The sequence below is a fragment of the Secundilactobacillus angelensis genome, from assembly GCF_012641075.1.
Lineage (GTDB): Bacteria > Bacillota > Bacilli > Lactobacillales > Lactobacillaceae > Secundilactobacillus > Secundilactobacillus angelensis.
The window spans coordinates 111,094-132,663 of the sequence record NZ_JAAXLJ010000006.1 but is presented as its reverse complement, the minus strand read 5'-3'; the positions used below and the strand labels follow the sequence as shown (position 1 = coordinate 132,663).

The 21,570-nt window shown below is 40.3% G+C and carries 13 protein-coding genes; 12 read left to right on the top strand and 1 reads right to left on the bottom strand.

What is annotated here, in order from left to right; translation table 11 throughout:
- Positions 1-26: 26 nt before the first annotated feature.
- The 7 genes from HC026_RS05150 (at position 27) to rfbB (ending at position 9,691) form a co-directional block, all read left to right on the top strand.
- Entirely contained in the window at positions 27-1,016 is a 990-nt protein-coding gene (locus HC026_RS05150) for a sugar transferase (protein WP_168924921.1), read from the top strand.
- 136 nt (positions 1,017-1,152) lie between these two features.
- Positions 1,153-2,376 carry an O-antigen ligase family protein gene (locus HC026_RS05145; protein WP_168924920.1) on the top strand — a complete coding sequence of 408 codons (1,224 nt, stop codon included), beginning with the start codon at positions 1,153-1,155 and terminating at the stop codon, positions 2,374-2,376.
- Positions 2,377-2,704: 328 nt separating this feature from the next.
- Positions 2,705-3,850 carry a CDP-glycerol glycerophosphotransferase family protein gene (locus tag HC026_RS05140; protein WP_168924919.1) on the top strand — a complete coding sequence of 382 codons (1,146 nt, stop codon included), beginning with the start codon at positions 2,705-2,707 and terminating at the stop codon, positions 3,848-3,850.
- 1,092 nt (positions 3,851-4,942) lie between these two features.
- The gene (gene glf, locus HC026_RS05135; protein ID WP_168924918.1) at positions 4,943-6,052 is read left to right on the top strand and encodes a UDP-galactopyranose mutase; all 1,110 of its coding nucleotides are present in this window, start codon (positions 4,943-4,945) and stop codon (positions 6,050-6,052) included.
- Between the two features lie 6 nt (positions 6,053-6,058).
- Positions 6,059-7,474, top strand: a complete 1,416-nt coding sequence (locus HC026_RS05130) for a flippase (protein ID WP_168924917.1) — start codon at positions 6,059-6,061, stop codon at positions 7,472-7,474.
- Between the two features lie 32 nt (positions 7,475-7,506).
- The gene (locus HC026_RS05125) at positions 7,507-8,517 is read left to right on the top strand and encodes an acyltransferase (RefSeq protein ID WP_168924916.1); all 1,011 of its coding nucleotides are present in this window, start codon (positions 7,507-7,509) and stop codon (positions 8,515-8,517) included.
- A gap of 220 nt (positions 8,518-8,737) precedes the next feature.
- Positions 8,738-9,691, top strand: coding sequence for a dTDP-glucose 4,6-dehydratase (gene rfbB, locus HC026_RS05120; protein WP_168924915.1), 954 nt, complete (start codon positions 8,738-8,740; stop codon positions 9,689-9,691).
- 101 nt (positions 9,692-9,792) lie between these two features.
- Here the strand turns inward: rfbB and HC026_RS05115 are convergent, their stop codons facing one another.
- Positions 9,793-11,274, bottom strand: a complete 1,482-nt coding sequence (locus HC026_RS05115) for a glycosyltransferase (RefSeq protein WP_168924914.1) — start codon at positions 11,272-11,274, stop codon at positions 9,793-9,795.
- A gap of 270 nt (positions 11,275-11,544) precedes the next feature.
- On the opposite strand from HC026_RS05115, the gene HC026_RS05110 reads away from it, so the two are divergent.
- The 5 genes from HC026_RS05110 to HC026_RS05090 all read left to right on the top strand — a co-directional run bounded on the left by HC026_RS05110 (position 11,545) and on the right by HC026_RS05090 (position 21,277).
- Positions 11,545-13,128: an LPXTG cell wall anchor domain-containing protein gene (locus HC026_RS05110; RefSeq protein WP_168924913.1), complete on the top strand. Its 1,584-nt coding sequence runs from the start codon at positions 11,545-11,547 to the stop codon at positions 13,126-13,128.
- 251 nt (positions 13,129-13,379) lie between these two features.
- Positions 13,380-14,567 carry an AAA family ATPase gene (locus HC026_RS05105; protein WP_211089414.1) on the top strand — a complete coding sequence of 396 codons (1,188 nt, stop codon included), beginning with the start codon at positions 13,380-13,382 and terminating at the stop codon, positions 14,565-14,567.
- Positions 14,560-15,105: an N-6 DNA methylase gene (locus HC026_RS05100; protein ID WP_168924912.1), complete on the top strand. Its 546-nt coding sequence runs from the start codon at positions 14,560-14,562 to the stop codon at positions 15,103-15,105. Before HC026_RS05105 ends, HC026_RS05100 begins: the two co-directional genes overlap by 8 nt.
- A 185-nt stretch (positions 15,106-15,290) precedes the next feature.
- Entirely contained in the window at positions 15,291-17,867 is a 2,577-nt protein-coding gene (locus tag HC026_RS05095; protein ID WP_168924954.1) for a KxYKxGKxW signal peptide domain-containing protein, read from the top strand.
- A 197-nt stretch (positions 17,868-18,064) separates the two neighbouring features.
- Positions 18,065-21,277, top strand: coding sequence for a KxYKxGKxW signal peptide domain-containing protein (locus tag HC026_RS05090; RefSeq protein ID WP_168924953.1), 3,213 nt, complete (start codon positions 18,065-18,067; stop codon positions 21,275-21,277).
- Positions 21,278-21,570 lie beyond the last annotated feature (293 nt).

Sequence of the window (21,570 nt, the reverse complement as noted above, 5' to 3'; positions counted from 1 at the left end):
AACAACTCCTTAGATTGGATGATAATATGGGAAAATATATATTAAGCATAGACACAAAAAAAAATCATACTGCATTATCAAAGCCCAAAGAGGATATTGTGAATATTCTAGAAGATACTGGTTTTAGTCGTGTTACTTATAATTCGGAAAGTTGTAAGGTTTGGAGAAGGCTTTTCGGGAAAATAATTTGGTGGTATAAGCTAAAAAATATTAAAGATGGTGTTTTTGTATTTCAGTATCCGATTTATAGCAAGTATATAACCAAAGTGATCTTGAGAAATTTGCGAAGGAAAAGAATAAAACTAATTTGTGTTATTCATGATATTGAGGTGTTACGGGATGCAAAGAAAGAAAAAAAAGCTGTTCAGAATGAAATCAAAACTTTGCAACAGTTTGATGTGTTAATTGTACACAATAATAAAATGCAAGATTGGTTAAAGAAAAATGGAATAATAAAGAAGATGATCACTTTGAAATTATTCGATTATTTGACTAATAGTTCACCACATTTTCCTACGATGAGTGATCCGATAGTTTATGCGGGGAACTTGACGAAAGCATTCTTTCTGACAAAGATGAGCATCAAAAAAAGCGTTCAAGTATATGGTCCGAATCCTGCAAAGCGCTATCCCAAGAATGTGGAATATAAAGGTCAATATTCCTCCGAAGAATTGATACCACATCTGAATGGCTCGTTTGGGCTAGTGTGGGATGGAGATTCTATAACTGAAAATAATGGTGTCTACGGTGAGTACACTAAGTATAATAATCCGCACAAAGTTTCTTTATATTTAAGTTGTGGTTTACCGGTTATCGTCTGGAAGCAGGCTGCAATTGCTGATTTCGTAGAGAAGAATAATCTGGGTATTAGCATAGACTCGTTATCTGAATTAGATGAATGTTTACATGATATTTCGGCGGAAAAATATAAAAATATGCTTGTTGATGTTAATCAAATTCGACAGGAAATTAGAGAAGGTTTTTTCACTTTAAATGCTATTAATCGGGCAATTTAATATAATTTAACCTTCTAGTGATAATTATTAATGTGATTCATGGAAATTACGGAGAAACTAGCATGAAAATTAGCGGTACTGATTTTGATAATTCTTTTTTTAATTTTTTTGAATATATTTTGGCTTTTTTTCCATATTGCAAGTTAATACTGTATTCTATTTGCAACCTAGCTTGCATACACTTATAAAATTATTTTGCCTAGTTGCTCTAATAGCATTATTTGCTCTTTCTTTTAATAATCTGTATCAAAGCAACAAAGATATTAAGGGTATGGTGACTATCTGGGTAACTCTATTTGTTTATGCAGTATTTTTTCTAACTGCAAACTTTAAAAATTCTGAGGATAAACTTGGATATGTGATTCTGTATTTGGTTATGCCAATGTTAGGAATAGTTTATTTCTATGAAAGAGCTATACATAATCAATTAATTTCTCTATTTATAAAGTTTAAAAATATTATTGTTGCATTATCAATTATGTCCCTATTTTTTTGGGTATTCGCTTCACTCGGCGCTTCGCCAAATATGAGTATCAATGTTAACTGGGGAAGTAATTCAACAATTTCCGGATATTACGGTTTGCACTTTATAGCGCAGGGTGCTACAAACTTTTTGGGCCTTCACTTAATTAGAAATACCGGATTATTTGTTGAGGCGCCAATGTATTCCTATGTTTTGTCAATAGCTTTGTTGGTGGTAATTTTTTTAGAAAAGAAGTCAAAGTATACAAACTTGGAAGAGTGGCTACTAGTGATAACAATTTTTACGACAACGTCTTCCACAGGTGCTATTTTGGTTGTTTTAAGTTTTACGTTCTACCTTCTGTATGTTAACAAACTTGGAAATTGGTTAGTTAAATCTATACTTGTACTTTTGGGCTTGGCCTTTTCTGCATTTGCCGTCAGATTTATTATCTCTGAGAAATTGAGTGCTAACTGGTGGTCATCATCAAGCTTAAGAATTGATGATTATATTGCAGGGTTTCAAGCGTGGCAACAGCATCCTTTTCTAGGAAATGGGTTGGGAAACTATGATGAAATTTTAAATTTTATGGATACTAGAAGGCTACTAGCAGTAAATCAATTGTCGGGAATTACAGGTTTTTCAAATGGAATTATGGAAGTACTAGCATATGGGGGTGTCGTTGGATTACTTCTATATTTGATTCCAACTATCTTTGGATTATTTACTAACAGGAAAGTAGCGAGTTTTGCAATGCTGTCCTTTTTCTTGTTTTGTGTGACTGTGATTAATAATTCATATATTTATATTTTTATTCTAACCTATTTGTTAGTGGCATTTATTTTGCGAAAAGATGAATTGCATAATCACCAAATAATTGGGAATAAAAAAATCTAATTGTGAGAATCAACTAACTGGAATTTCGTAAAGAAATAAAAATAAGTTTGATGATCGTAATTATAAGAGAAATTAGCCTCGTGGAAGAATTTAATTGGGAAGATAGTTATGATGTTAAATCGATTGACTAATTTTTTTCTGATTCGAAAGCTATAAATAATTAAAAGTAGCCTGTTCTCCACAAAAAAATTGGTATCTAAAGTTGATCATCAATTTTGAGGGGGAATTTTATCATATTTTTTCTGATAACATTAGTTTGATTATTTTTTGTCGAGAAACGCATAGGACATCTATTGAAGAGGTTGGAAGATATTGAAAAGGGTAAACAGTGAAAAATATTATTAAGAAAAATAAAATATTGATGCATCTCTATATTGCTTTTATGTCGATTTTTTTTAAAGTACTTCAACACTTTACAAAAGTAGATCAAAGGAAAATCCTATTTGTTAGTTTTTCTGGTAAACAATATAGCGATAGTCCTCGGGTCATATATTTAAACATGAAAGAAGATAAAAGATTTCAGAGGTTTAAGTTTCGATGGGGATTTGTTAATCCGAAAGGCATTAAAAGTGTCAGTACTAATGAAAAAGTAAATATTAATTCAATAAGATATTATTATGAGTTAGCAAGTTCTAAATATTGGATCTCAAATGCTAGTATTGAACGTTTACTTCCTATTAATTCGAACAAACATGTGTATATAAACACTTGGCATGGAATCCCAATGAAAATGCTTGGTGATGATGATATTGGTGCGGATCCATTAGTCACGAATTGGTATCGAAAAGCTCAGATTGATTTTCTAACGGTTAACGGAAAATATGATGAACAGATATTTAGCGAGGTTTTTCCAAGAACTAAACATATGATACGTGGTGGGTTACCGAGAAATTTTAGACTGTATAATTCATCTGTCGATGATAAGCAGAAGTTAAAAGATGAAATGCACCTAAATCTTAACAAAAAAGTTATATTATATGCCCCAACGTTTCGAGATAACCCCAGTGAAATGGAAAAGGTTCTGAAGGTGTTAAATAAGCTTAATCAGAACGGAATTCTTGATAAATATAATTTTTTATTTAGAGGTCATTATTTTTTCGATGAAAATGAACATCTGGCCGATAAAGTTATCAATGTTACCAAATATAAAAGCATTGAAGAATTATATATTGTTAGTGATATCTTAATTAGTGACTATTCTAGTGTTATTTTTGATTATTCAATTCTAATGAAACCCATAATTCTATACACCCCCGATTTGGAATCATATCAGCATAGTAGGGGCTTCTATAAGAAACCAACAGATCTTGATCTTCCGATTGTGTATACAGCGGAAAGTTTAGAAGCTTTAATTAATGCCTTTCTTGAGGAAAAAGAAAATATTCATAAGTCTCAAATTGCAATATTTTATAAAAAATTTCATGACTATACGTTTACATCCATTGAACAAATTAAAGATATTATTTTAAAATAATATGAAATTTCATTCTAAGTTTGCTACTAACTTACTTAACTTATCAGTGAGAACAACCACAGTGGAGATAGTGGTAAAGTGTTGGCAGCTTTTCCTACTTAACCGTCTCAGATTGATATACACAGATTGCCTGGACATAATATAAGGCGAATTAGTGATATTGATATCACATTGACAAATATTTAATTTCGGTTAAGTAAGTTGTGGCTTCCCGTTTACATCTAATTGCGGCAGTAAATTCATATGGTTTGGAGCTAGATTAAAGTGCCTAGGCGTTGCGACTTATCGGCTTGATAATTTGTTCTTACACGAAATCAGTTTCAATCATCAAAGATAATTTGATCAGTGATATTAGCTGTCAATTTTCTTAATGGTCTCTTATTAAAACGATTGTGTCGAGATTCTTTGCTCCATTGGCATAGTTTCTTTTATTATCTATCGGTAGTAAGTTTAGCATCAATGTAGCGATGTACGATGGATGTTGAAGAATAATTGAATAGTGGGATACATGCTTTAAAAATGGTGAACAAAATATGACTACTGATAGTCCTTGGGTAATTTTTTAGCGCTCGCAATCGACTAATCCTTGAAGGACAGGCAAAGGCAAATTAATAGTAATTTTGCAAGCCGTGAGAACGACAATTTAAGGGGAAAATTTCTCCTAAATGGTCTGACCAGTACCACATCAACTACTGGCAGCTTGTCCTTATGTGGGGTTAATGTTGACATACCAAATCGAATGTTTAATGAATCCTGACCCCGTTTGCCGGTCGAGAGTTGTTGATAGTGCATGGGAGTGCTAGTATTTAATCGGATTGTGGAGATTTTTTTCTCTTAGTATGGTTAAAATATAGGCCTTCATTATCCTACTTCTGAATTTTCTGATTATGTATTTAAATTGTAAATTTCAGTTTGGTGATATTTTTTGATTGATGGTATTTGTGTGATATTCAATTCTTAGGTGCACCGTCTAATTAGAGGTTTCTAATCAGTTAAATGTTTTAAATTGTTAAAGTAAATGAATCAAGTTGTCGGTTGAACCGAGAACTTTAAGATTTTGTTGGTAAAATTTTTGTACAGGAGAAATGACTAATGAAATATTTGATTGTTGGTTCTGGAATCTTTGGGTCCGTATTTGCAAATGAAGCCGCTAAGCGTGGGCAGAATATTACAGTGATTGAAAGGCGAAAGCATATTGGCGGAAATATATATACTGAAAGCATAGATAATATTCAAGTCCATAGGTATGGTGCGCATATTTTTCATACAAGTAATAAGAAAATTTGGGAATATATAACACGATTTGCTGAATTTAATCGGTATACTAACAGTCCAGTAGCTAATTTTAAGGGCGAAATCTATAATATGCCTTTTAACATGAATACTTTTAATAAAATGTGGGGGGTTGTAACACCCCAGCAAGCCAAAGAAAAGATTGATCATCAAAGACAGGAGATGGCAGGCAAGACGCCAGCTAATCTTGAGGAACAGGCTATTTCACTTATTGGAAGAGATATCTATGAAAAATTGGTCAAGGGATATACTGAAAAACAGTGGGGACAGAAAGCAAGTGACCTACCTGCCTTTATCATTCGTCGCTTGCCTGTTAGATTAACGTATGACAATAATTACTTTAATGATACTTATCAAGGGATTCCAATTGGCGGATATACTCAGATTATTGAAAAGATGTTAGATAATAAGCTGATTGATGTGCATACTGGTGTGGATTTCTTCGATAAAAAGGATGAATATTTGAAACAGTACGATAAAGTAATTTTTACCGGTATGATTGATAAATTTTTTGATTATCAATTAGGAGAGTTACAATATCGTAGTTTACGATTTGAAACTGAAGAATTAGATGTCGATAATTATCAAGGGAATGCTGTCGTAAATTACACGGATGCTGAAACGCCTTATACTCGGGTGATCGAACACAAGCATTTTGAGTTTGGCAAAGGTGATAAAGGTAAAACCATTATCACTCGAGAATATCCTAAAGATTGGAAACGTGGCGATGAACCGTATTATCCAGTGAATAATACTAAGAACAATGCACTTTATAAACAGTACCAAGAGCTTGCAAAAAGTGTACCCAACGTTGTGTTCGGTGGTCGATTAGGACAATATCGATATTACAACATGGATCAAACAATCATGGCTGCCTTGAAGGTTGTTAGTAAAGAATTTGGAGAATAAAATCGGATGAGGGTAGTAAGAAATTATTTATATAACGCGTCCTATCAGGTGTTTATATTATTAGTGCCACTGATTACTACACCATATTTAGCTCGTGTATTAGGTCCTACTGGGGTAGGTATAAATTCTTACACAAACTCAATTATTCAGTATTTTATTTTGTTTGGAAGTATTGGTGTTAATTTATATGGTAATCGACAGGTGGCTTTTGTTAGAGATGATAGAGTTCAACTGACTCGGACCTTTTACGAAATATTTTTTATGCGCATAGTGACAATCATAATTGCATTTCTCGCTTTTATGATTTTTTTACTCTTTGTTGATCAGTATCAAAAGTATTATTGGGCTCAGTCCTTATCTATTATCGCTGCTGCATTTGATATCTCATGGTTTTTCATGGGAGTTGAAAATTTTGCTGTAACCGTTCTTAGAAACTTTGTAGTGAAGATCATTACTTTAATCAGCATTTTTGCTTTAGTGAGGTCATATGCTGATTTAAATACTTATATTTTAATTTTGTCAATTTCGTTGTTGCTAGGTAATTTGACTCTATTCCCAAGCCTTAAACGATATATTGGGTCACCGAAATGGCGCAGCATGAATTTGTGGCGTCACTTATTACCATCTTTCGTATTGTTTGTGCCACAAGTTGCAACGCAGGTATATTTAGTTTTAAATAAAACGATGCTTGGATCGATGATTTCGGTTCGAGCAGCTGGATACTTTGATCAGTCTGATAAGATGATTAAGATGGTTTTAGCGGTTGTGACAGCAACTGGGACAGTTATGCTACCACATGTGGCAAATGCTTTTGCGCACGGTCAGCATGAAAAGACAAAACAGCTACTTTATAAGAGCTTTTCGTTTGTCACGGCACTTTCAGTTCCAATGACCTTTGGACTGATGGCTGTTGCCCCAACTTTTGTACCATTGTTTTTTACTGCCAAGTTTAATAGCGTTGTCCCCGTGATGATAGTTGAAGCGGTAGTTATTTTGCTGATTGCTTGGAGTAATGCCATTGGAACGCAGTATTTGCTGCCAACAAATCAGACAAAAAAATATACTACATCAGTTGTTATAGGTGCTGTTGTTAATTTAATTGTCAATATTCCTTTAATTTTACTTTGGGGCGCGGTTGGTGCTTCAATCGCAACTGTCATTTCAGAAGCGACAGTTACAATCTATCAATTAATTGTGGTTCGTAAGCAAGTGAACTATCATAATTTGTTCTTGGATACTGGTAAGTATCTACTTGCAGGGTTGATTATGTTTGTGATTGTCTTCATGTTAAACAATAGATTGCCAATGACTTGGTTGATGTTGATTGTTGAAGTCATCATTGGAATTTTGGCTTATGTTATATTACTATTGTTGCTTCGAGTTCACTTAATTAAAGAAGTAAAACAAAATTTAAAAAATTAGCACTATGTTGTTTAGGAAGGATTACAAATCATATGTCGGAAACAAAATCGGTGCGAAATTATGGTATTGATCTAATTAAAATTATTGCTTGTCTAGGTGTTATTGGTTTGCATGTATTTGGTGATGCAAACTTTCAGACGAATAGTGACTTGGCTAATCAAATTCTTTACTATGCAGGAACACCTGCTATTCCTCTTTTTTTTATGGCAAATGGTTATTTTGTGCTTAACAAAAAAAGAATATCATTCGCGTATTCATTTAAAAAAATACGGACTTTAATTTTCGTTGTAGTTTCCTGGGGATTACTCATGTTTTGCGCTGAGACTATTATTAAGAGCAATGGGAATTTTGTTCTTAATGTGTTTGGCGGATTGATACAGGTTGGACATCTCTATCACTTTTGGTTTCTAGGTAGTCTTATGATTTTATATATGCTTGCCCCTATACTATCCTGGCTGATGAATAAAAGTGTCCATTTTTTACCAATTGCAATTATCTGTTTGACTTTAATATGCTTTGGGACAGATATATTTTCGCATTTAGAGGGTTATCCGGTTCAAAGCAATGTTATTCAAACTTTTAGATTTTGGACTTGGTTGGATTTTTATATGATTGGATGCGGGATAAAGCGTATTGATTTTGAAAATTTCATTCACAAAACCATGTTGTTTGCCGTCTCAGTTACTTCTTTTATCCTATTAATTATATATTCAATTTTCAATAAAGTGCTTATCCATAATCACTACGCTGAATTTAATTATGATAATATTCTGACATTTATTTTTTGCATTGCTCTTTTTATTTCATTATCAGTATATTTTAAATCCGAAGCTAGAGAAAGTCGTAATATTGAGTTTCTTTCTGGTATAACAATGGCAATTTATATTATTCATCCGTTTGTAATAATGGTCTTACAAAAAGTATTGGAAATACATGGTGGCAATTTATTAATTTTATTGTTTGTAGTTGTTGTAGGTTTTGTGACTATTATCGCTAGTTTAATGGTTCGGATCCCTATAGTTAAGCATATGGTGACTACCTAAATTTGGAAATGAGCTTTGACATTTGTGGGCTGAGTTTCCATCATAGTTTCTAGAAATAACCCACAAATCTAGTATTGATTTGTGGGCTTTTTAAATTTAAAGATATTAATTGTTCTTGCTTAAATTAATAAATGTGTTTAATTATCTAGACTTATGAAGTGTGAAATTTTTGATTGGGTTACATTGAAGTACTATTTATAATCCTGAGGAGTGATATGACATGAGAATTTTAGTGACAGGTGGTGCAGGCTTTATAGGCAGCAATTTTGTTAGATATGTATTGCAGAATTATTCTGAGGATAGCGTTATTAACCTCGATTTACTTACCTATGCCGGCAATCTACATAATTTAGATGGCGTTTCAGCTGATTCTCGTTATTGTTTTGTGCAGGGCAATATTCGTAATCGAGAACTAGTTCGTCATTTAGTTGCTGAGTATGACATTGATGTGATTGTCAACTTTGCAGCTGAATCACACGTAGATCGTTCAATTTCGAACCCAGATACCTTTGTGGAAACTAATGTAGAGGGAACGATGGCATTGCTGGATGTTGCAAAAGAGGCAGGCATTTCGAAATTTATTCAAATATCCACGGATGAAGTATACGGTGCATTAGGAAAAACTGGATATTTTACCGAGGAATCAACGTTGCAACCTAACTCACCATATTCTGCTAGCAAAGCTTCCGCAGACATGCTGGCGAGAGCGTACTTTGAAACTTATGGACTAGATGTATCAATTACCAGAAGTTCAAACAACTATGGGCCACGGCAGCATCCTGAGAAGCTGATTCCACGGATGATTACTCGTGGTCTGGCAGGGAAGACATTACCAATTTATGGTGATGGTCAGAATGTGCGGGATTGGCTATACGTCATGGATAATTGCCGAGCGATTGATTTAGTGATGTGTTACGGGCGTGCTGGGGAAGTCTATAATATCGGTGGACACAACGAGCGGTCGAATAATGAAATCGTGCGGCTGATTTGTTCTGAGTTGGGAATTAGTGAAGACCGAATTGAGTATGTAGCTGACCGGCTGGGACATGATTGGCGGTATGCGGTGGATAGTTCGAAAATTGAACGGAGCTGGGGTTGGAAACCGGAAGCTAACTTTGAGAAAGCATTTAAAAAGACGGTTCAATACTATAAAGACTATTACACAAATAAATAGCTACAATCATTCGTAAATTTTAGAAATAGAAAGTTCCAAAAATGGACAGGTCACGGTGAAATGACCTGTCCATTTTTATATAGAAATATGCTTACACCATCTTATTGTCGGGAATCATTCTTCAAAGTTGACTCCCAACGTTTCGCCACTTCACACTCCCCAAACACCATAACCGACTTCTGCGCAAACAGCCCAAATTCCCGCAACTGCTCCCGATTTTCAAAAATGTCAACCAAATTCCTAAACAGCGTATACTCATCATTCGCCGGCACCAACTGCCCATTCTCACCAGGCTTTACTAGCTCATTCGGCCCATAATTGATATCATAGCTCACCACTGGGCACCCATAAGACAGTGCCTCAAGAATCGCCATAGAGAAGCCTTCACTGCGGCTTGTCAACAACAGCAAGTCCGCCTTTTGATAAACCTGACTGAGCTCTTTGGTAAATCCCATAAAGTGCACGTAAGCCGCAGCGTTATTTTGGCTCACGATGTTACGTAAGTTTTTCGACTCCGCATAGCCATTCAGCAGATCCTCATAACCGTAGATTTTGAAGTCCACTTCAGGAAAGTGCCCGTGCAGTTTGATGACGGCGTTAATGGCGTGGCTTAACTGCTTGATTTCGGTGACACGCGCCACAGCAATAATTTGAAATGGCGTTCTGGCTTCAAAGGGGTAATAGGTGTTCAGTCGTTCGTCTGGGAATGCGGTTACTGGAATTACCTGGGTTGGAACGTCAGGGAAGCGAGCGTGGATGTCATCAGCTTCTGCTTTGGTGGAGGTGATGATACTGTCCAGTTTACCGTGTTCGATGGTGTCCTTGATGCTGGTGAAGACTTCACCGCCACGTTTAGCATTGGTGGTAAAGGCCGCGTGGATGACCAGCATCCGTCGTGGGTTGTTGTGCATCAGTCCCATGGCTTTACCCCAGTAGTCTTCACGATCACAGATGAGGGTGTCGTTATCTTGGGTTAAATCGTTTAAGAAGTGCGCACGGAAGGCATCCAATGTTTGGAACTGCAATGTCTGGTTGCCAATTTCCAAGTGAATCATGGTGAGAATGGCCTGGTTGCTTGGGCCACCGTGGTAGTAGCAGGTAATCACTGGCTTGCTCTGATAGTTGTAGTACTGCTTAATCTGTAATTTGGCGTGGTCATCGTAGAATTCTGAATGGCTACGAACGCCATGCTCGTAGAAGTCTCGGCGGTTGGTAAAGCCGAATAGGTCGAGATAGTCCACGTAGGAAAGGTGACCGTGTTCTTCGTGGATTTTGACCACTGGTTTACCAGCATTGAGAATTTGATTGTTTTCAAAGGTCAGATCAGGCAGTGTGCTACGGATGGAGGTGGTGGTGATTTCCGGTCCATCGTACTGATCCAGCTGCTGATAGTAGCTATACATATTAATGACGCGTTGACCAATACCCAGCTGGCCCAGCGTGTACCCGGAATCCCAGATGGGGGACTCGGTAACGATTGCGGCTGGTTCACCGATTTGGTCAAATAATCTGAGACGCCGAATCTCGGCAATTTCAATGGCTGATGGTGTTTCGTTAAAGTAAGATGTCAAAAAGTAATTCATGAAGATTCCCCCAAGGTCTGTAGCCTGCTTCGTATTCTTATCATTAAGTGGTTGACCGCTAGTATGACAACTGGCAGCCACTGGTCGCTAATTTCTTATATCATTAGCTTACTACATTATCAAATACTTGGGCAATTCAACACTTTAAAATACGTACTTTTCGTTAGCAACTTCACCAAACATGTAGTATACTTTCGTATGAACTTAGGTGTTAAGATTCACTATTCAATTGGAGTGCTTTTTGGCATTTTCGTACAAGGGGGATTTATCATGGCATCACGTCAACAGAAGGCTTGGAAGTCGGTGCTTATAAGCGCGACGATCTTGTCCGGTATGCTGGTAGGGAACGTTTCTGCTAAGGCAGATGGGACGAACAGCTCGGACACAACCAGCCAAGTCAATAATCAAAATTCAACGATCCAAAATAGCAGTGTCGCTATTAATGGTGATTCACAAACGGGACAACAGGCATCAGACGCAGCTGGTAGCAGCGCTGCGCAGTCTGTTGCGGATGCAACGCAGGGGAATACAGCGGATGCATCTAGCAATCCTGGAACTACGCAACCGGCACCAAGTTCGGCAACTGGAAATCAATTGGCAACCAACTCAACTGCATCTGGGACGCCTGTTACTGCAGCTTCAGCGGTTACATATACTGATAGTAAGACGATCATACCAGATAGTACGAAAGTAACTGACGACGCGTGGAATACCGGCCACAATGGAAAAGACAGCGAGCACACGCAGACGACACAGGTTGATCAAGACTTTACAGGACTGCAACCTGGTCCGGCGTCAGTTCCATTGCAAATGATGGAACAATTTCACGATGCAATAAAGGCTGCACTGGCTACCTCAGATGGTGTGACGGCTGCAAAACAGCTGAACGATTATATTTTAAGTCAAGTAGGCCCTAACCAGACCGAAGCGCAATATTTGGCGGGTATTGGTAAGCCTTATGCTGATGTAATCAAAAATAATAGTACATTGTATCAATATCTTACCGACCAGCTGATTGCTGCCGGGAAAGCTGCATATACAGATAATCCAGCTGCTCAACAAGCAATTGAACAAGCACTTACTAAAGATATGAATGATTTGAAGGCTCTGCAAGAGACTGAATCAATGAACATTACCGATCCAGTTACAAAACAAGTATGGCAACCATATCTCATTCCTGGAAACATTGCTGCACAGTGGTTGGCTGGCGTGGCAAATCCACAAGATGAAGAAGCAGTTATGCAGTTTATGCCATTGTTTGTTGCCTCAACACCTGCTTCATATAGTTACTTAAACAGTCTTTTGACAGACTTACCTGGATATCAGACTAGTGTTCAAACTGGTAATCCTGGACATGCATCGGTTCTTCCTGAAAATACTGAGATTGATGCACCACTGTTGATGAATGAATTGCCACTTCGCGTTTATTTGCCTATACAACCGACTCAACCGACTCAGCCAACACAACCAACACAGCCGACACAACCGACTCAGCCGACACAACCGACTCAGCCGACGCAACCAACGCAACCGACCCAGCCAACACAACCAACACAGCCGACGCAACCAACACAGCCGACTCAGCCAACTCAGCCGGTACAGCCATCTGAACCAAGTCGGCCGGTTCCGCCTACTAAGCCAGGTACACCGGTTCCGCCAGAGAAGATAATAAATGACGTGCCGAAGTACGCGCAAGTTGTGACTAAAGAGGGCGTTCCAAGCACTCAGAAGCGTGCAACAACGAAGCTGCCTCAAACTAATGAAAGTGAGAACCAGACTTCTGGTGCTGCATTAGTTGGCTTAGCAGGTTTGATTGCAACTTTGGGTCTTGCTTGGAAGAAGCGGAAGTCTTAATTCCCTTTATTTCAGCAAAACAAGCATGTGCAGATAATATTTAATATTAATCTAGTTCTACAAAAGCTCTCAAAATCCGATAATGATTTTGGGAGTTTTTTGAATGCAATCTATTTATGTTTTAAACGTATAATGTGTATATGGTATATGAGAAACGAAACAATCCGAAACAAAATTAGTAGTTCAAACAGATAATCCGTTTAAATATCTGTATTTAATGATATACTATATTTACAGATAGGAGGTGCATCATGCAAAATAAGCTTTCCTTTTTAGAGATGACAGTTAGAAATCATCCACTTTTAGAATCCAAGTTAACCTTCTCCCTGTTGGCTGAACAACGGGTAATGATGGATCAACATGATTCATTGACAAAATTGTTTGGACGAAATTGGGTGAACAATATAGCCACTTTAGTTGGTAAAAATGCGACCGGTAAAACTACCATAATGAAATTAATTATGGGTGTGTTAGGTCTGTTAATTCAAAACAAATCAATTTCCCAAACTAAACTAGACGATGTGTTAATTGGCGAAAAACCAATCAATGTGACTACTCTCTGGTGTGGATCGGACGCAAAAATATATCGTGATGAAATTGAGTTTCAAAATCAAAGTGGCGAATGGATTATTTCGCAGGAAAAGATTTTCGGTAAAAAGGTTTCGGAACAGGTCACAAAAAAGGACTTTTTGAAATTTAAGGGTACAAAACCACTATTGGATCGCAATAATCTGAATGAAGTGGCAGCTTCTGTATTAGCGGATGATGATTCAGTATTTAGGTCAATTATCAAGACGAGTGATTACCAGGTTCCTGCGGTAGTTGAGACACTGTTTTATACAGATTACAACGCGTTAGTTTACACACCTGGTAAAGAAGTTCCTGGTGAAATATTGGCGTATCTTGACCCTACAATCGAATATTTGAGACTGAACCAAACCAAGGATGGCAATTTCTTTTATCAGCTTAAGTTCCGTGGAGAAGATAACGTCATTACTGAAAAGAACTTTCTGGCAGTCACCAAATATCTATCTTCTGGTACTGCAAAAGGGGTTACACTTTATGCTGACATTATTGCGGCCTTAAAGTCGGGTGGCATTATTTTTATTGATGAACTTGAGAATCACTTTAACCATTCGATTGCCCGAACCTTCATGGAGTACTTTACTAATCCCAAAATTAACCTTAACCGCAGTACACTGATTTTTAGTACTCATTATTCTGAGTTTCTTGATGAAATTGATCGAGGAGATCAAATCTTTATTGCTCGGCGTGATGGAAAGATTTCGCTCACTCGGTATTCAGATACCGACATGCGGCCAGATATTTCTAAGTCGGAAGTTTTCCAGGCTGATAACTTAGGGGGCACTTCACCGTCTTATAATGCTTACATTCGTTTGAAAAATGCGACTATAAAGGCGATAAAGGGTGATGCATGAGAATGATTTAATCGCATTGATAGCTGAGGGCGGAGCTGAAGAAGCTATCCTGGAAGTGTTACTGGATTATGACTTGTTGAAGTTTAAGAAAACACAATTACTGAATGAAGAAGTATTACGGACTAGGTCTGCTAGCCAATTTCAAAAGCGGTATCTTGACCATGATTTTGGGCCAAACCAGCAGGTATACATCTATCGAATATTAGATTCTAGGCGAGAAACGTTTAAGTTAAGTAAAGCCTACCAGTACAAAGTTTCTGGCGTTACTAACCTCTATACCACCCCAGAAATCGAAATGTTATTTGTGGTTTATTTTGATAAGTTTAAGGAGTTTCAAAAATCAAAGTTAAAGCCCAGCCAATTTATTCGTCAATTTTATCAAAAGCAAATCGGTAATATTAAATCTAAGGATGTTGTTTATGATTTTTGGAGTAGAAACCCCGAAGACTTGGTGAGTACGATCAAGAAATATGTACGATTGACAAGTAATCCCAAAGAATTTAGTTTAATGGCGTTACTGAAGGATGAGTACAAATAAACGTATCGCAATTTATAAGTAAGAAGAGTGTCATTAATTCGGTGAAGACTGAATTGACGGCATCCTTTTTTTACTGAATTTCTAACCAAAGAATACCCGCTTTTAATTGACATTATCATCTAATAATGTAACTATAATGGTGTATATGTGAAAACGCTTCATAGGCTGAATAGGGGGGGTTCTTCATGACAAGAAGAAACGAAAAGGTCATGCATTATAAGATGTATAAAGCGAAAAAACAGTGGTTATTTGCTGGTATGGGTGTGGTGATGATGTCGGGTGCCTTATTAATGGGTAGTAGCACCACGGCGCAGGCTGACACCGCCGGAACCGCAACGGCGCCTACTGCGCAGGCAGCGTCTAATTCGGCAGATACAGCAAACACTGATGCAACGCAGCCGCAAGCATTAACGGATTATCAGAATTACAAGGATGGGGACTATAAGAATGCCCAAAACCAACTTGATCAGACTAAGACGCAAGTTGATACGGACACCACGGACTATAACACCCAAAAGAACGACTATGACAAGAAACTTAATCAGTATCAAACCGATGTCAATGACAAGGCGCCGGACTATCAAACCACCGACCAGTCGACTAAGGATTCAATGGATACTGAATATAATAGTGTGAAAACCAACTACGATAATGTTAAGCAGCAACAAACTGACATTAATCAAAAGGTGACGGATGCCAACGCTCAGGCTAAAGCGGCTCAAGATAAGCTAGACGCACTGTATAACGCCTTACCAGACAGCATCAAAAATGCGGGTAAGGAAATTGCTGAATACAACAAGACCACCAAGGATACTGCTGACAAGTTAGTGGCTGATTCTACGGCTAACGCTTATCAGACAGCCCTGAAGTCGCAAACGGGTAACTTAAATGCGGTCTTAAATGATGTGGACGGTTTTACGACTAATGCCACTGCGTCGCATATTTTGGTACCAGCGAACGATAATTCGGATGGTAGCCTCACGGCGACCTTGCTAGGCAAAACTTACACGGATGCCAATGGTGATGGCCAGATTACCTATGAAGATGATGTGTTGCCAAGCGTGACGGCTGATTTGAAGTCAGACCTGGCTCAGCTCACTAATGACCCCACCAATCAGGCACCGCTCAAGGGTTCCTACGCTGACATTGCGACGCTGTTCAACTATATGAAACAGATTGCGGACACGGCTTTTCCATATCAAACAGCTGATGGCACAGAAGGGCGGATCACTTCTGGTCAAGCCACCGATGCTTCCTATGATTTAATGGATAACGGTACCGGCTTAGCTTCCGGCTTCGGCTCCACCTATGCCACGGAGTTGCTGAACAGTATTGAAGCGACTAAGCAGCAGATTCAAACTGCCATGGAACAAAATTACACCAAGACCGGCAACACCTTTGATGAGGCAGGCTTCACTAAGTCATTTGACGAAAACTTGAAGGCTGAAGCGCTGAAAATTTACGATGACCAGACCAGTCAGATTATTAGCATTGCCGATAGCGTCTTGAAAGCCTTCCAGGCAGCGGATGCTTCCGGTAACGTGCTGTGGGCGACTTCGCCATCTGCTGGGGTTAAGACGAACACTTTAACGGCCACGTTGACTAATGCCATTGCCACCGCCAAGCAGCAGATTGCTGACGGTAAGACGGCGCTGGCTGACATGGCACCATCTGATAATTTCCTAACCGTGGCCTACGCCACTGGCGACGCTGGTAGTGGCTTTACCCAAACCATCAACAGTATTTGGGGTAACCTCTACAACACGCTGGACAAGTTTGGCATGTCCATGTCACCGCTGCTGAGATACGACGCGGCCGGTGCGGATACAGCTGCTACCCATGACGCTGCGGGGAACGTGATCTATTCCTCAGATTTCGTGGCGGCTAACCAGCCGATTTACACAGCGGCTTCCACTTTGGCAAATGCAATTACCAGCTTGATGCAGCAGTCGTCTGTGATTTCCGATAACTATGAAAATGTGCTCAACGATTTGCTGACGGCTAACGGTTTCTATGATTTACCTAAGCCGGAAATGACTTATCTGCAGACGCCAACTTTAGCGGATCCTACCGCCCCGCAACAGGTTAACCTGGTATTAGGGAACATGACCGTTCATCTGATTTACGTGGATGACGGCACGCCGGGTAACGACGGAATTGTCACCGTGAAGATGCAGGCGCTCACTGGCCACAATGGCGATGCGGCTAGCTGGACCGCCGTGGTACCAGCTGGTTATCAACTGGCGAAGGATCAAGCTGGTTCCGGCGAGGTGACCATTGGCACTGGTACGGACGCTACCGTGGTGGTTCATTTGGTCAAAGAAGCTACTAATCCGGGTGGTGGTGATACTGGTGGCACGCCAACCACACCTGAGAATGGCGGTTCAACCGATACCCCAGAAGGTGGCAGTACCACGGAAACACCTAGTGGGGACACGACCACGCAACCGACTGAGGATAACACTACCAGCACCGATGCTGGCGGCGATACCGTTAAGAATGGTAATGGTGGACAGTCCACAGGCACCAATACGCCAGGCCAGAGTCCGCAAACCGGACAGTCTGCTGGCACTTCTGACGAAGTGAACAGTAGCGAACCAGCCAAAGCATTGGCGGCCACTACGAAGACGGATACATCAGCTACTCAAACTAAGTTGCCGCAAACCAACGAAACGGACGAATCCGCGGCTGCTGGTCTAGGATTACTCAGCATGAGCGTATTGCTGGGCGCACTAGGATTGAAGAAGCGCAAACGTGATTAAATTTTAACGGGTTAGATTAAAGACTATAAATTGGCAAATATCGCTGATTTATAGCCTTTTTATGATGGTCATTTACAGCTGTAATCCTTCGATATTTACTGAGCAATCTCACCAGATTAAATTGACTTTTTACTCGTAGAATGGGACTATTGGTATGTTTATGAGTTATACAGCATAACATCATTGGGGGGACCAACATGTTAAATGGTATGGAGAGAACAATGCGTTACAAAATGTATAAAGCAAAGAAACAATGGCTGTTTGCAGGGATGGGTACTTTGATGCTCACCGGCGTTTTGCTGGCGGGTGGGAGTGTCACTGCTCAAGCGGATACTGTGACTGCGGTAGATACAACACAGCAGAGTGAGGCTGCAGCGCCAACAACCGGTGCGGCTGATAGTTCAGCCACCACTGATCCTGATACTGCGCAGCAGGCGTTGACAATTTATTTGGACGCTAAGAATGGCGCCTATACTCAGGCTGTCAATGATTATCAGCAAGCCGCCAGCTCAGTTGATGCGGCCAAAACGGCTTATGATACGAAAAAGGCTGATTACGAAACTGATTTAAGTAACTATAAAACCGAAGCTGCAACACAAGCGCCGACGTATGAAACCGTCGATCCAGCCACTAGTACGGCGTTGAAAACTGACTATGATAAGGTTGATGCTGAATACACTGATTTGGTTGGTCAGCAAGCGACAATTGCTACCGCGGCGACAACCGCCAATGATCATTTACAGTCAGCCGAAGATCAACTGACGACCTTGCACGACGCGTTGCCAGACAGTGTAAAAACCGCTGGCGATGACGTTAACGCGTACAATGCTACCACCAACACGGTAGCTGCTCAGTTGGTTGCTGATTCCACTACCGCTGCCTACGCCGCGGCGTTGACGGCAAGTCCGGCTGGGTTGACCACGATGATCAAGGATGCAACTACTTTGGCCGATCAATCCTCCGCTAAGGTATTGGTGACACCGGATACCACCACAGATGGGACGGTTGCCGCGACGTTATATGGGAAGACCTATACCGATCAAAACGGTGATGGTCAGATTACCTTTGAAGATGATATTTTGCCCGTGGCTAAGGCGGATTTAACGGCGGATCTGAATAAGGCTCAAAGCGGTCAAACCGACTTTTCCGGCTCATATCCAGAAGTGGTTGCGTTATTTAATTATATGAAACAAGTGGGTGACACAGCGCTGCCATACCAGGATGATGGCACCGTTGGCCGGATTGAATCCGCGCTGGCTAATACTGCCTCTGGTTACCTGAGTCCGAATGGCTCGGCAGTGGCTAAAACGGTGAGTTCAACCTATGCTGCCAAATTATTAAGCACCATTGAGGGAACTAAGACTCAGGTGGAAAATACCGTCAAGACGATTTACGCTGGTACCGGCGTGCCATTTGACCAAACAACCTTCGATGCCGCTTTTAATCAGACACTCAAAGAGCAAGCGCAACAGATTTATCAATCGCAAACCGACCAACTGCTGAGTATTGGTCAGACGCTGCTGGACGCATTCAAAGCGGCAGACGCAGCCAACGACGTGGTTTGGCAGACGTCTCCTGGTGTTTACTATGCCACGAAGGATCTCAGCGGTCGTTTGCAGACCGTTATGGATTCAGTTCAGCAACAAGTCACTGAGGGCACGACCGCACTGGCTAACGTGCCGGCGACGGATCATTTCTTAACCATGGCTTATCAAAATGGTGACCCGACCACCGGCTTCACCCAGACGATTAATAGTCTCTGGAAGACGCTGTACGATCAGATCGACAGTTATGGTATGTCGCTGTCACCGTTGATGAAAACATCCATGACTTCGGCGGCTCAAAGTGATCCCAATACCCAAAAGGACGCTGCTGGCAATACGGTTTATTCGCCTAAATTCATTCAAGAGCACGCGGCAATCTTCAACGCTGCCACGGCTTTGGCGAACGCCGTGACGACCTTGGATCAACAATCCGCTGTCATCACAAATGATTTCCAGGGTGTTTTGCAAAAATTACTGACGATTCCAGGGAACTTTGATTCGACGTTGCTGGACTTCAGTCAACTCACACCAATTACGCCGTTGACGCCAGAAGAAAGTCAGTTAGAAGCACCGACACCAGTGACTTTAACGGATGTGCAGGTCATCTTGACTTACGTTGACGATGACAATGATGGTGCAACGGTAATGACCACGACGGAATCGATTACCGGTAACGCTGATGGTTCCGTCACGTGGACGGCTACGCAGCCGGGCGGATACGATTTCGCAACTGACCAGAAAACTTCTGGTAGCGTTGAAATTGTCGGCGAGAAGCCGATTGAGGTCACAATTCACGTGGTTCACCGGATAGTGACGACCAAGAAGGTCCAGAAAGTTACCGTGAAATTTGTACCAGCCACCACAGACGTTGATATTTCGCAATTGCCAGAAAAGGATGTTCAGACGATTAACTGGACGCTCAACCACGATTTGGTAACTGATACTTGGACTGCCACACCAAATAAGGCAGCTACCAAGGAAGTGGACGCACCGATTATTCAAGGCACTCGAATGGGTGATAGCGGCGACGACGTTTTCTTCTATGTGCCGGATAAGACGTCTGTTGCCGGAGTGAATGCTGCAGCAACAGCGGGTAAGACTGATCCAACAGATACCATTCAAAACGTTACGCGGGCGATTACCTATTATCAGGCGAAAGTTGCACCTGGAATGACATCCGCAACTAAGACATCCGTTCCTAATACCGCACCTAGTGCAGAAATCTATCCCGTTGAATATATCGATGTGGATACCGGTGAAGTGGTTGGTCACGGTGCGGTTACCGGGAATTTAGGCAACATTGTTAAGGGCACGGCACCCGCTGGTTATGTTCTGGTGGGCAATGCACCCGTGACCCAAACGATTACTAAGAATACTGGTGTAATCGTCTTTCCAGTGACTGCGAAGAATGCTGGTGGCAGTGAAGTATCGACACCATTGAATACGGAAACTAGTGACTTGCCAACTGTAACAGCAGGTGGTGGCAAAGATGTATCCATGGCGACGGATGATAGTCAAGCGACTGCTGACGCTAGTACCACGAGCGATGATCGTTCAGTTGGTAGTAACAGTGAAGACCGTGACGGACAAGCCGTTGAAGCTGATCCTTCAGCTGAAACCACCAATGTTGATAGCAGTGACAGCCATGTTGTTGCACCCGTAAATGGTGATACAACGACTCACGGTACCGCTCATGCGACTGGCGTTGATGGCAACGATCAAAATCATGTGCAAGATGGTCATGTGGCGCAAACGACATTGCCGCAGACCAACGAAACGGATGAATCCGCAGCTGTTGGTCTTGGCGTACTCAGTTTAAGTATGCTGCTGGGTGCACTGGGGCTGAAGAAGCGGAAACAAGATTAGTAGTGACAGCAAAAAGCATCCCAATCAAATCGGATTGGGATGCTTTTTGCTGTCAGTTCTCAAACAATATATTTAAAGGCATTAGAATCTTTGTGAAAGGATACAATTGTTGTTGAAATCACTAGAGTTGTCAGGTATTATTAATATTCAATGCAAATTTATACTAATATAATAGCGTCTTATATATGACTATGTAGAGCTTTGTGGGATGGGTGCTATGTACTTTGTGATGTATTGAATTAGAAGGAGTCAATTTTTATTGTGAATTCAAACTTAAAAGGCAGTATATCAAC

Coding starts and splice junctions, on each gene's coding strand:
- HC026_RS05090 (WP_168924953.1), top strand. CDS start 18,065: ATGTTAAATGGTATGGAGAGAACAATGCGTTACAAAATGTATAAAGCA.
- HC026_RS05150 (WP_168924921.1), top strand. CDS start 27: ATGGGAAAATATATATTAAGCATAGACACAAAAAAAAATCATACTGCA.
- HC026_RS05100 (WP_168924912.1), top strand. CDS start 14,560: ATGCATGAGAATGATTTAATCGCATTGATAGCTGAGGGCGGAGCTGAA.
- rfbB (WP_168924915.1), top strand. CDS start 8,738: ATGAGAATTTTAGTGACAGGTGGTGCAGGCTTTATAGGCAGCAATTTT.
- HC026_RS05095 (WP_168924954.1), top strand. CDS start 15,291: ATGACAAGAAGAAACGAAAAGGTCATGCATTATAAGATGTATAAAGCG.
- HC026_RS05110 (WP_168924913.1), top strand. CDS start 11,545: ATGGCATCACGTCAACAGAAGGCTTGGAAGTCGGTGCTTATAAGCGCG.
- HC026_RS05130 (WP_168924917.1), top strand. CDS start 6,059: ATGAGGGTAGTAAGAAATTATTTATATAACGCGTCCTATCAGGTGTTT.
- HC026_RS05115 (WP_168924914.1), bottom strand. CDS start 11,274: ATGAATTACTTTTTGACATCTTACTTTAACGAAACACCATCAGCCATT.
- HC026_RS05105 (WP_211089414.1), top strand. CDS start 13,380: ATGCAAAATAAGCTTTCCTTTTTAGAGATGACAGTTAGAAATCATCCA.
- glf (WP_168924918.1), top strand. CDS start 4,943: ATGAAATATTTGATTGTTGGTTCTGGAATCTTTGGGTCCGTATTTGCA.
- HC026_RS05125 (WP_168924916.1), top strand. CDS start 7,507: ATGTCGGAAACAAAATCGGTGCGAAATTATGGTATTGATCTAATTAAA.